10 protein-coding genes are annotated in these 12,651 nt (G+C 62.9%); 9 read left to right on the plus strand and 1 reads right to left on the minus strand.

The genetic code is table 11. The features are described from left to right. The 6 genes from EOA79_RS21740 to EOA79_RS21765 form a co-directional block, all read left to right on the plus strand. Positions 1-1,185: efflux RND transporter periplasmic adaptor subunit (locus EOA79_RS21740; RefSeq protein WP_245489909.1), on the plus strand; the 1,185-nt coding region annotated here is incomplete at its 5' end. After that, a complete protein-coding gene (locus tag EOA79_RS21745; RefSeq protein WP_095824884.1) occupies positions 1,182-4,340 on the plus strand; it encodes an efflux RND transporter permease subunit in 3,159 nt (1,052 codons plus the stop codon). The genes EOA79_RS21740 and EOA79_RS21745, both read left to right, overlap by 4 nt. 65 nt (positions 4,341-4,405) lie before the next feature. Then, positions 4,406-5,011: a nitrile hydratase subunit alpha gene (nthA, locus tag EOA79_RS21750; RefSeq protein WP_095824883.1), complete on the plus strand. Its 606-nt coding sequence runs from the start codon at positions 4,406-4,408 to the stop codon at positions 5,009-5,011. Continuing rightward, positions 5,008-5,667 (plus strand): nitrile hydratase subunit beta, encoded by a 660-nt coding sequence (gene nthB, locus EOA79_RS21755; RefSeq protein ID WP_095824882.1) that lies wholly within the window; start codon positions 5,008-5,010, stop codon positions 5,665-5,667. Before nthA ends, nthB begins: the two co-directional genes overlap by 4 nt. Next, positions 5,636-6,004, plus strand: a complete 369-nt coding sequence (locus EOA79_RS21760) for a nitrile hydratase accessory protein (protein ID WP_164747285.1) — start codon at positions 5,636-5,638, stop codon at positions 6,002-6,004. The genes nthB and EOA79_RS21760 overlap by 32 nt, the downstream gene beginning before the upstream one ends. Before the next feature lie 143 nt (positions 6,005-6,147). Next, on the plus strand, positions 6,148-7,275 hold the full coding sequence (locus EOA79_RS21765; RefSeq protein ID WP_095824880.1) for an ATP-dependent RecD-like DNA helicase: 1,128 nt from the start codon (positions 6,148-6,150) through the stop codon (positions 7,273-7,275). Positions 7,276-7,379: 104 nt separating this feature from the next. Here EOA79_RS21765 and EOA79_RS21770 read toward each other — a convergent pair whose 3' ends face one another. Further along, complete coding sequence (locus tag EOA79_RS21770) at positions 7,380-7,913, minus strand: STAS/SEC14 domain-containing protein (RefSeq protein WP_348628538.1); 534 nt, start codon at positions 7,911-7,913, stop codon at positions 7,380-7,382. Here EOA79_RS21770 and EOA79_RS21775 point away from each other — a divergent pair. From EOA79_RS21775 to EOA79_RS21785, 3 genes are all read left to right on the plus strand, one after another. Further along, positions 7,891-8,631: a pyridoxine 5'-phosphate synthase gene (locus EOA79_RS21775; RefSeq protein ID WP_067323265.1), complete on the plus strand. Its 741-nt coding sequence runs from the start codon at positions 7,891-7,893 to the stop codon at positions 8,629-8,631. The genes EOA79_RS21770 and EOA79_RS21775 overlap by 23 nt on opposite strands. Positions 8,632-8,715: 84 nt before the next feature. After that, positions 8,716-10,629, plus strand: coding sequence for a potassium transporter Kup (locus EOA79_RS21780; RefSeq protein WP_095824878.1), 1,914 nt, complete (start codon positions 8,716-8,718; stop codon positions 10,627-10,629). A gap of 148 nt (positions 10,630-10,777) precedes the next feature. After that, on the plus strand, positions 10,778-12,651 hold a 1,874-nt coding region (locus EOA79_RS21785; RefSeq protein ID WP_164893909.1), incomplete at its 3' end, for a potassium transporter Kup.

The following is a 12,651-nucleotide window of genomic DNA, read 5'->3' on the forward strand; positions in this document are numbered from 1 at the left end:
GTGCAGCAGCTGATCTCCGGCCAGCAGGCCGACACAGCCGGCGCCGACACGACCAAGGCATCGGGCAGCCAGAAGGGCGGCGCTGGCGGCGCGCGTTCCGCCTCGATCGTTTCGGCAACTGCGACGACCGCCGATTTTCCGATCCGTCGCTACGCCATCGGCTTCGTCTCCTCACCGTCGGTGGTCAGCGTGAATGCCCGTGTCTCCAGCCAGATCGTGTCGATCGCGGTGAAAGACGGGCAAATGGTCAGGGCCGGCGACCTTCTCTTCTCGCTCGATGACCGCGCACTGAAGGCGCAGCTTGCCAAGGATCAGGCGACGCTCGTCAAGGACCAGGCCCTGCTGGTGAGCGCCACGGCGGATCTTCAGCGCGCCAAGGACCTTGTCGCCAAGCAGGCTGGCACGCAGCAGACTTACGACCAGGCACTGGCGGCGCAGAAGGCCGCGGCCGCCACCATCGATGCCGACAAGGCGACGATCGACGCCGATACGGTCCAGTTAAGCTACGCGACCATCAGCGCGCCCATCTCAGGCAGGCTGGGGGCGGTCAGTGTCTCGGTCGGGGATCTCGTCACCACCAGCAACGGCTCAAGCACCACGACGCCGCTTGTGACCATCACACAGATGGACCCGCTGCAGGTGAATTTCACTCTGCCGGAAAGCAACCTTGCTTTATTGCACAAGGCGTTGGCGAGCCCACAGCAAGGCGACGTGACGCTGACCAAGGACGGCGATCCGACGCCGATCGGCAAGGGCACGCTCGATTTCGTCGATTCCAGCGTCGACACCGCCTCCGGCACCATCGCCACGCGGGCGAGCATACCGAACTCCGATCTTTCGCTTTGGCCGGGGCAGTATGTGAACGTCATCCTTGATGCCGGCACGATGCCGCAAATGACCTCGGTGCCGACGGTCGCGGTGCAGCCGAGCCAGAAAGGTCCCTTCGTCTATGTGGTCAAGCCGGACAACACGGTCGAGATGCGGCCGGTGCAGGTGGCGCTGACGGAGGGCGATAACAGCGCCATCAGCCAAGGCCTCAAGGGCGGCGAGAAAGTGGTGGTCGAAGGCCAGACAAGGCTAAAGGACGGCGCGACGGTGCACGAAGGCAAGACAGCGAGCAACAGTGGCGATCAAAATTCGCCTAAGGTCGCACAAGCCGACAAGGCCGGCGAGGCCCGCCCATGATTTCCGAATTCTGCATACGAAAGCCCGTCGCCACGCTGCTGATGTCGTTCGCCCTCGTGCTGGGCGGACTGTTCGCTTACAAGTTCCTGCCGGTTGCCGCGCTGCCCAGCGCGGAGTTCCCGGTGGTGAATGTCTCGGCCCAACTGGCCGGCGCTTCGCCGGAGACCATGGCGACCTCGGTCGCGACGCCGCTGATCAAGCAGTTCGCAACCATTGCCGGCATCGATTCTATTTCGACCACCAACTCGCTGGGCCAGACCTCGATCGCCATCCAGTTCGTGCTCAACCGCGACATCGACGCGGCCGCCGCGGACGTTCAGGCAGCCATTGCGCGCACGCAAAAATCGCTGCCGCCGCAAATGACGGCGCCGCCAAGCTATCGCAAGGTCAATCCGGCCGATGCGCCGATTCTTCTGATGTCGCTGGTCAGCGACACCGTTCCACTCACCGATCTCGACGCCTTCGCCGAAAACGTCATCTCGCCCTCGCTATCGACCATCGATGGCGTTGCGCAGGTTTCGATCTACGGACAGCAAAAATATGCGGTGCGCATCCAGATCGATCCGACCGCGCTCGCCGCGCGCGGCATCTCGATCGACCAGTTGCAGACGGCCGTGGCCTCGGCCAACAGCAACACCCCGCTCGGCGTGCTGCAGAACGACAAGCAGCAGCTGACGATCACGGCCAACACTCAGTTGATGAACGCCGCCGATTTTTCAAACATTATCATCGCCACCAAGAACGGCCATCCGGTGCGGCTGGGCGAGGTCACGCGCGTCATCGACTCGGTCGAAACCACGACGACGGCGAGTTGGTATGATGGCACGCGCGCCATTATCATGGCCGTGCAGCGTCAGCCCGACGCCAATACGGTCGACGTCGTCGACAAGGTCAAGGCGATGCTGCCGTCCTTCCAGGACCAGATGCCGGCTGCCGCGAGCATCAAACTGCTCAACGACCGATCCACCTCGATCCGCCAGGCCGTCGACGACGTGCAGTTCACGCTGCTCCTGACCATCGCGTTGGTGGTGATGGTGATCTTCGTGTTCCTGCGCCGCGTCACGGCAACGATCATCCCGGCGGTGGCCGTGCCGATTTCGCTGATCGCCACACTCGGCGCGATGTTCCTGTTCGGCTTCTCGATCGACAACATATCTCTGATGGGTCTGACGCTGGCCGTCGGCCTCGTCGTCGACGACGCGATCGTCATGCTCGAAAACATCTTCCGCCACATGGAGGAGGACGGGCTGTCGGCTTTCGACGCCGCGCTCAAGGGCGCGCGTGAGATCGGCTTCACCATCATATCGATTTCGATTTCGCTGGTGGCGGTGTTCATCCCCGTGCTTCTGATGGGCGGCGTCATCGGCCGTATCTTCAACGAATTCGCCGTCGTCGTAACGGTCGCCATCCTGGCGTCGATGTTCGTGTCCCTGACCCTGACCCCGATGCTGTGCTCGCGGCTTTTGTCGGTGACCAAGGCCGATCGCGAGGCGCATGCCGACGGTCACAGACATGATCTCATCACGCGTGGCTATGACTGGATCCTGAGCTTCTGCCTGCGCCACACCTTCCTGGTGTTCCTGGTCTTCGTCGGCACCGCGGCAGCCTCCGTCTGGCTGATCCAGGTTTCGCCGAAGGGCTTCTTCCCGCAAGAAGACATAGGCCAGATCTCGGTAACCACCATCGCCCGCCAGGACATCTCCTTCGACGCGATGACGAAGCTGCAGAGCCAGGTCGCCGACGTCTTCTCGCATTCGCCTTACGTCGATCACGTCGCCTGGTCGGTGGGCAGCGGCAATAATGCGCTCAATCAGGGACAGTTGTTCGTGCAACTGAAGGACAAGGACAAGCGTCCCGACATAGAGAAGGTGCTTTCCGATTTGAGGCGGCAGCTGTCCGGCGTCGCCGGCATCGAAACCTATATGCAACCGGTGCAGAACCTCAGGCTCGGCTCGCGGTCCTCGGCCAGCGCCTATCAGCTGGTCGTCCAAGGCCTCGATAACGGCGCGACGGACGCCTGGGCGCAGAAATTGAACGACGCCATGGCCGCCGATCATAAATTCTTCACTGACGTCACAAGTGATTTGCAGAACAACGCGCTGCAGGCGTCGCTGGTCGTCGATCGCGACAAGGCCGCTCAGCTCGGTATCGACACGGACACGCTGCGCTCCGCCCTCTATGGCGGCTTCGGCACCGATCAGGTCTCAACCATTTTCGGCTCGGCCGACAGTTACGAAGTCATCACCGAGCTCGATCCGAAGATCGAGTGGTCGCCGGAGCGCATGCTGGCCATTCAGGTGAGAACGGCGAGCGGCAGCCTCGTTCCTCTCGGTGCCTTCGCCCGGGTCGATCGTACGGCCGGCGCCTTGACGGTCAACCAGCTTGGCCAGCTGCCGGCGGTGACGATCTCCTACAACCTGCCGCAGGGTGTCTCGCTCGGCGACACGGTGACCCGCATCAACCAGCTCAAGGACCAGATCGGCATGCCGCAGGCGATCGGCACCACCTTCGCCGGCACAGCCAAGACGTTCCAGGATTCGCTTGCCAACCAAGGGCTGCTGATCGGGGGCGCGATCCTCACGATCTACATCGTGCTCGGCATGCTCTACGAGAGCTTCATCCATCCGCTGACCATTCTGACGGGCCTGCCGTCGGCGGTACTGGGCGCGGTGGTTGCATTGCGGCTCTTCGGCATGGACCTGTCGGTCATAGCCGTGATCGGCATCCTGATGCTGATCGGCATCGTCAAGAAAAACGGCATCATGATGATCGACGTGGCGCTGGAGTTGAGGCGCGAGGGCATGTCTGCGCTGGACTCCATCCACAAGGCCTGCCTGATGCGTTTCCGGCCGATCATGATGACGACGCTGGCGGCCTTGATGGGCACGTTCCCGATCGCGCTCGGCACCGGCGCCAGCGCCGAGCTGCGCCAGCCGCTCGGCGTTGCCGTGGTCGGCGGCCTGCTCGCATCCCAGGCGCTGACCCTGTTCGTCACGCCGGTCATCTATGTCTATTTCGAGCATTTCTCCGGCTGGCTACTCAGCTTCTCCTCGAAGAAGAGCCGGCCGGAGTTGCATGCGGTCGAGCCGGTCGAGCAGCCCTCGCTCTTTGACCCCGGAGAAAATGCCGAACCGAGAAAGTTGGCCGCCGAATAGGCGGCCCGGCTCTGGCCCAAGTTGCCGAGCTTGCGGGGGCGTGCGCACGATCGTAACCTTGCGCCATGTCCCATGATCACGACCACGACAACGAGCTCGATCCGTTTGCGGCGCGCGTGCGCGCATTGGAAACGATCCTTACCGAGAAGGGCCTGATCGATCCGGCGGCCATCGACGTCATCGTCGAAACCTACGAAACGAAAATCGGCCCACGCAACGGCGCCAGGGTGGTGGCGAAGGCCTGGAACGATCCGGCCTATGCCGAATGGCTGAAGCGCGACGCGACGGCGGCAATTGCCTCGCTCGGCTATACCGGGCGTCAGGGCGAGCACATGCAGGCGGTGTTCAACACGCAGGAGACGCACAACCTCGTCGTCTGCACGCTCTGCTCCTGCTATCCGTGGTCCGTGCTCGGCCTGCCGCCGGTCTGGTACAAGGCGCCGCCCTATCGTTCGCGGGCTGTTATCGATCCGCGCGGCGTGCTGGAAGAATTCGGGCTAACCTTGCCCGCGGGTAGGAAAATCCGCGTCTGGGATTCGACGGCCGAGCTTCGCTACCTTGTGGTGCCGATGCGGCCGAAAGGCACCGAGGGCTGGAGCGAGGAGCAACTCGCCGGCCTGGTCAGCCGCGATTCGATGATCGGCACTGCGCTGGCGAGGGAGCCGGCATGAACGGGCCGCAAGATCTCGGCGGGCAGATGGGGTTCGGGCCGGTCGCGCCCGAGACGGACGAGCCTTACTTCCATGCTGCCTGGGAGCGGCGGGCGCTTGGCGTCACGCTCACTGCCGGCGCCATGGGTGCCTGGAACATCGACGAGAGCCGGCATGCGCGAGAGTCGCTGCATCCCGCCGATTATTATTCGTCGAGCTATTACCAGATCTGGATCCAGGCGCTTGAGGTACTCCTGAAGCGCCATGGCTTCGTGACGGAACGCGACCTTGCCGCCGGCAAGGCTGTCGATCCGGCGGCGACACCCAAACGCGTGCTGAAGGCTGCCGATGTGCCTGCCGTGCTCGCCAAGGGCGGGCCATGCGATCGTCCCGTGGCTGCGCCGGCACGCTTCCAGGCGGGCGACCGCGTGCGGACGAAGAATTTCAGTCCCACCGGCCATACGCGCCTGCCGCGCTACGCGCGCGGCAAGAACGGAAGGATCGAGGCCGTTCGCGATGGCTTCGTGTTCCCGGACAGCAACGCGCATGGCAAGGGCGAGAACCCGCAATGGGTCTATACCGTGGTTTTCGACGGCGCCGAGATCTGGGGCGAGGGCGCCGACCCGACGCTTGAGGTCTCGATCGATGCCTGGGAGAGCTACCTTGAGCCGGCATGAGACCGAACTGCCGGGCGGCTTCGACGATCCGGTTTTCGCCGAACCGTGGCAGGCGGAGGCTTTCGCCATCACGGTCGCGCTGCACGACAAGGGCCTGTTTTCGTGGAACGAATGGGCGGACGCCTTGTCCGCCGAAGTGAAGAAGCCGGACGCCGCGAGCGACGGCCACGACTATTACGAGCACTGGCTGTCGGCGCTGGAAAAATTGCTGGCGACCAAGGGCGTCGCCGGCAAGCACGAGATCGATGCGCTCGCGGCCGCCTGGGAGCGTGCCGCCCACGCCACGCCGCACGGCAAGCCGATCCTGCTGGAGAATGATCCCGGAGCCCACCGGTAGCCCGGACTCAAACTTCGTTCCCTTTACGTTCTTGTTTGCGCCTGATAGCGTGCCGAGCTGATAATGAATGAGACCGTCGCCGACGACGCCGGTGATGGCACGCCAACCTTGTGTTTCGCTCGCGAATCCGGTCTGTCGAACTGATGGAATTCTCTCCCCAACAGGACGAGGCTTTGAAGGCGGTCGGCCGCTGGCTGAAGGACGGGCGGCCGCAGATCTTCCGCCTGTTCGGCTATGCCGGCACCGGCAAGACGACGCTTGCGCGCTATTTCGCCGAGCACGTCGACGGGCAGGTGCAATTCGCGGCCTTCACCGGCAAGGCTGCCCAGATGCTGCGCTCCAAAGGAGCGACCAACGCCCGCACCATCCATTCGCTGATCTACAGGCCGAAGGGCGAGGAATCGGTCGAGGACCAGGTGACGGGCAAGACGTCGATGTCGCCGACCTTTTCACTCAACCGGCAAAGTCCGATCGCGCGCGCCAAGCTGGTCGTCATCGACGAGTGTTCGATGGTCGACGAGCAACTCGGCCGCGACCTGCAGAGCTTCGGCACGCCGATCCTGGTGCTCGGCGATCCGGCCCAGCTGCCGCCGATCTCCGGCGGCGGCTTCTTCACCGAGCATGAGCCGGATGTGCTGCTCACCGAGATCCATCGCCAGGCACGCGACAACCCTATCATCCGGCTGGCGCTCGACGTGCGAGAAGGCCGCGAGTTCATGCACGGCGACTACGGCACGGCGCAGGTGATCGGCAGGGAAGGGGTCACGCAGGATCTGGTGATGAAAGCCGATCAGGTGCTGGTCGGCACCAACCGCACGCGGCGGCGCTACAACCAGCGCCTGCGCGAGCTGAAGGGCTTTTCCGCCGATTATCCGCAGGCCGGCGACAAGCTGGTCTGCCTGCGCAACGATCCGGCCAAGGGGCTGCTCAACGGATCGCTGTGGAAAGTGATGACCTCGTCGCGCGAGACGGTGAAGCCCGGCATCAACCTGCTGGTCTCGCCGGAGGAGGACGATCCCGACCGCGGCGTTGCCAAGATCAAGCTGCTGAAGGCGGCGTTCGAGGATCCGGATGCCGAGATTCCATGGCAGCAGAAGAAGCGATTCGACGATTTCGACTACGGCTATGCGCTGACCGCGCACAAGGCGCAGGGCTCGCAGTGGAATGACGTCGTGCTGTTCGACGAGAGCTGGGCCTTCAAGGAGACCCGGCAACGCTGGCTCTACACGGCCATCACGCGTGCGGCCGAGCGGCTGACGATCGTGCGATAGAGCGGTTCACCGGTTCAGAAAACGGCAAACCCCTCTAGCTCGTTGTTTTGGCGCAATTCCGAACGGAAAGCCGTCACACCTTTCCTGGAATTGCTCCAGTCCGCTTATTCTGCCGGCCTCGCATCGAGCCATTGCCAGGCCGCGGCTTCGTCGTCACTGGTGAAATGCCGGAATTCGAACGGCAGAACCTTCGGAAAGAAGTCGCCGACAAGCGATGCCCAGCGCGGTTCGCCGATAGCTGCGCAACGGACGACGTGCTCCAGCGCGTCGGCCACACCTTGCTGCAGCGTCTCTTGCGAGATGTTGGCCCAGTCGACGCTCTCCTCGTCAGTCAGCCGCACCAGCACGTCGATCCTCGGGTGCAGGGCATAGGCAGCTTCCAGCAGGCCGAACAGGTTTTCCGCATCCGCCGGCGAAACATCGCCGACGACGTCGATGGCAAACAGCGCGTCACGGTTGGTTTCAATGCGGCGTATCGCCGGCACGGCCTCGAGGAAATTCACTGGCAAATCCTTGTGTTGGCCATCAGCTAGTCTCTGGAACACCGGAAACCCACTATCTGTTCCCTGCAAAGGCGCTATAGATGCCCGCCAAAACCAAGCTGGATGCCAATTCATGCCTGCAAAGCTTTCGGTCAACCTCAACGCTGTCGCCATGCTGCGCAACCGACGCGATCTGCCGTGGCCGAGCGTCACGGGGCTGGGGCGCATCGCTCTTGCCGCCGGCGCGCATGGGTTGACCGTCCATCCACGTCCCGATGAGCGGCATACGAGACATTCCGACCTGCCGGAGATCAGGGCGCTGATCGACGATGAGTTCCCCAAGACGGAATTCAACATCGAGGGCTACCCGACAGAGGATTTCCTGGCGCTTGTCGAGAATAACCAGCCGGAGCAGGTGACACTGGTGCCCGACGATCCGGCGCAGGCGACGTCGGACCACGGCTGGAACTTCGTCGCGCAGGCCGCGTTCCTGACACCGATCGTCAAGCGGCTGAAGAAGGGCGGGTTTCGCGTGTCGCTGTTTTCCGACGCCGATGCGGCCGGCGTGAATGCCGCGCGCGATACCGGCGCCGATCGGATCGAGCTCTATACCGGGCCCTATGGCGGTTACCATTCCGATTCCGCCAAGGCGGCCAAGGAATTGGAAAGACTGGGAAAAACCGCGGACGCGGCACTCGCGGCGGGACTCCAGGTCAATGCCGGCCACGATTTGACCGTGAACAATCTGCCGGCATTGATCAAACGCATCCCCGCATTGGCCGAAGTATCGATCGGACATGGGTTGACAGCGGATGCGCTGGAGTATGGCATGGCCGGCACGGTTGGGCGGTTCTTGAAGGCCTGCGGATGGTAGGGCGAGGAATGCCTTGCGTAGCTCCGGCGTGTTCCGCGCTTTGCGGCAGCCTCGGAGCGTGGCGAATCTGATGAAGTGGGGTTCATGGTGCTAGCCAACGCCAGCGAAACAGAATCCCTCGAACCTTTGGGCCATGCCGAGGCCGAGCGGCAGCACAGCACCAAGGTTCTGATGCTCGGCGCGCTCGGCGTCGTCTACGGCGATATCGGCACCAGTCCGATCTACGCCTTTCGAGAGGCTCTCCATGCTTCAGGGGGAGTGGTGGCCCGCAACGATGTGCTCGGCGTGCTGTCGCTGATCGTCTGGGCGCTCACCATCATCGTCACGATCAAATATGTCGCCTTCGTGCTGAGGGCCGACAATAAGGGCGAGGGCGGCACGCTGTCGCTGATGGCGCTGGCACGGAGCGCCTATCCGCAGGGCTCCAGCCTGATCCTGGTGATCGGCCTCTGCGGCGCGGCCCTCTTCTTCGGCGATTCGATCATCACGCCGGCGATATCCGTGCTTTCGGCGGTTGAAGGCCTGGAAGTCATCACGCCGGCGCTCGATGCCTATGTCGTTCCGATCACGCTGGTGATTCTGGCGGTGCTTTTCGCCGTGCAGCGTTTTGGCACGGGCAAGGTGGCGGCAGTCTTTGGACCCATCACGGCGACATGGTTCGTGGCCATCGGCGTTGCCGGCCTCTATCACATCGTCGACGATTGGTCCGTCCTGTTGGCTATAAACCCCTACTATGCGGTCTATTTCCTGGCCACCACGCCGACGGGCGCCTTCGTCACCGTCGGCGCGGTTTTCCTCGCGGTCACCGGCGCCGAGGCGCTCTATGTCGACCTTGGCCATTTCGGCCGCAAGCCAATCGTGCTGGCCTGGTTTTCCATCGTTTTCCCTTGCCTGCTCCTCAACTATTTCGGGCAGGGCGCCTTCGTGCTCTCGCACGGCGGCAAGCCGACCAACCCGTTCTTCCAGATGCTTCCCGAATGGGCGCTGATGCCGATGGTCGCCCTGGCAACGGCGGCGACGGTCATCGCCAGCCAGGCGGTGATCTCCGGCGCCTTCTCGCTGACCAGACAGGCGGTGCAGCTCAATCTTCTGCCGCGCATCGAGGTGCAGCACACATCGGAGATGCAAAGCGGCCAGATCTATATGCCGAGGGTCAATCTGCTGGTCGCGCTCGGCGTGATGCTTCTGGTCGTCGGCTTTGGCAGCTCGAGCGCGCTCGCCTCCGCCTATGGCATTTCGGTGACCGGTGAGATGCTGATGACGACGATCCTCTTGTTTGTCGTCATGCGCTGGCTCTGGAAATGGCAGCTGGCGCTCGCATTGGCGCTGGCGCTGCTCTTCGGCGTCATCGACCTCGGCTTCTTCTCGGCCAATGTCGTCAAGATGGTCGAAGGCGGTTGGGTATCGATCACCGTTGCTTTGATCATGGGGCTGATCATGTGGACTTGGATTCGCGGCACCCGCTACCTGTTCGACAAGACGCGCCGCAACGAAATCCCGCTCGACTTTCTGGCGGCGAACCTCCTCAAGAAGAAGCCGCAGCTGGTGTCCGGCACCGCCGTGTTCTTGACCAGCGATCCGCTGAGCGCGCCGACCGCGCTCATGCACAGCCTGAAGCACTACAAGGTGCTGCACGAAAAGAACGTCATTCTTTCCGTGGTTACGGCACCGCAGCCGGTGGTGCCGGATAGCGAGCGGGTGAAGATGGAGACGGTCAACGACCTGTTCATGCGGGTCACGCTGACCTTCGGCTACATGGAGCAGCCGAACATTCCGCGCGCACTGGCGATCTGCCGCAAGCAGGGATGGAAGTTCGACATCATGACGACGTCCTTCTTCCTGTCGCGGCGCTCGCTGAAGGCCTCGCCCAATTCCGGCATGCCGATCTGGCAGGACAGGCTGTTCATCGGCCTTGCGAAGACGGCGGCGGATGCGACGGAGTATTTCCAGATCCCAACCGGGCGCGTGGTCGAGATCGGTACGCAGGTCGCGATCTGACGCTTCAAGCATCCACATTGTGCCATAGATTTGAATGCACCTCTGCAGGTCGAGCCTTGCACTGGCGGTATGGGAGCCCTAACGCCAGGGCACTTGATATTGCACTGCAGCAAGCGTAGAGCACCGCGCATTTTATCGGAGTGTCGTCATGGCCCTTGCCAATGGTGCTGAGGCAGAACCCGTCGAGCAAACCGGGCATCCGGAAATAGAGCAGCACAGCACCAAGGTGCTGATGCTGGGCGCGCTGGGTGTCGTCTATGGTGATATCGGCACCAGCCCGATCTACGCGTTCCGCGAGGCGCTCGTTGCTTCCTCGCGCGGTGAGGTCGCCGATCGCGGCGATATCCTTGGCGTGCTGTCGCTGATCATCTGGTCGCTAACGATCATCGTCACGATCAAGTACATCATGTTCGTGCTGCGCGCCGACAACCGTGGCGAAGGCGGCGTGCTCTCGCTGATGGCGCTGGCGCGCAGCACTTTCGCGACGCGTTCGGCGGTCATCCTGGCCATCGGCATCGCCGGCGCCTCGCTTTTCTTTGGCGACGCCGTGATCACCCCGGCCATCTCCGTGCTTTCGGCCGTCGAAGGCATGAATGTCGTGACACCCGCCTTTCAGCCTTATGTGGTGCCGCTGACGCTGCTCATCTTGGCCATTCTGTTTGCGGTGCAGCGGTTCGGCACAGGTGGTGTCGCCTTGATCTTCGGGCCGATCACCGCCGTGTGGTTCCTCGCCATCGGCCTGTCCGGGCTGAATCACATCATTGCCGATCCTGAAATCCTTTGGGCGATCAGCCCGCACTACATCGTCGCCTTCCTGATCCACTCGCCGGACGTGGCTTTTGTCACGATCGGCGCCATTTTCCTGGCCGTCACCGGCGCGGAGGCACTCTACGCCGACCTCGGCCATTTCGGCCGCAAGCCGATCGTGCTGGCATGGCTGGCGATCGTATTTCCCTGCCTGCTATTGAACTATGCCGGGCAGGGCGCTTTCGTGCTCGCCAAGAACGGCGTCGTCGGCCATCCGTTTTTCGAGATGAATGAAGGCTGGGCGCTGATCCCGATGGTGATTCTGGCGACGGCAGCGACGGTTATCGCCAGCCAGGCGGTGATCTCCGGTGCCTTTTCGCTGACCAGGCAGGCGGTGCAGCTCAACATGCTGCCGCGGCTGGAGATCCTGCATACGTCCGAAAAACAGTCGGGCCAGATCTACATGCCGCGCGTCAACATGCTGCTGGCGCTGGTGGTGATGCTTCTGGTGGTCGGTTTCGGCGCGTCCAGCAGACTTGCCTCGGCCTACGGGATCTCGGTGACCGGCAATATGCTGGTGACGACGGTGCTCCTCTTCGTCGTCATGACCCGTATCTGGAAATGGCAGCTCTGGGTCGCGGTGTCGTTAACGGCTCTGTTTGTCTTCATCGATGTCGGCTTCTTTGCCTCCAACATCGTCAAGGTGTTCGAAGGCGGCTGGGCGTCGCTCGCCGTGGCTTTCGCCATCATCCTCGGCATGTGGACCTGGGTGCGCGGCAGCCGCTACCTGTTCGACAAGACGCGCCGCAACGAAATCCCGCTCGACTTCCTGGCGGCGAACCTTTCGAAGAAAAAGCCGCAGCTGGTGTCCGGCACCGCCGTGTTCCTGACCGGCGATCCGCTGAGCGCGCCGACCGCGCTCATGCACAGCCTGAAGCACTATAAGGTGCTGCATGAGAAGAATGTCATTCTTTCCGTGGTGACCGCACCGCAGCCGGTGGTGCCGGACAGCGAGCGGGTGAAGATGGAGACGGTCAACGACCTGTTCATGCGGGTCACGCTGACCTTCGGCTACATGGAGCAGCCGAACATTCCGCGCGCGCTGGCGATCTGCCGCAAGCAAGGATGGAAGTTCGACATCATGACGACGTCCTTCTTCCTGTCGCGGCGCTCGCTGAAGGCCTCGCCCAATTCCGGCATGCCGATCTGGCAGGACAGGCTGTTCATTGGCCTTGCGAAGACGGCGGCGGATGCGACGGAGTATTTCCAGATCCC

It is taken from the genome of Mesorhizobium sp. M1A.F.Ca.IN.020.03.2.1, from assembly GCF_004023205.1.
Classification (GTDB): Bacteria; Pseudomonadota; Alphaproteobacteria; order Rhizobiales; family Rhizobiaceae; genus Mesorhizobium.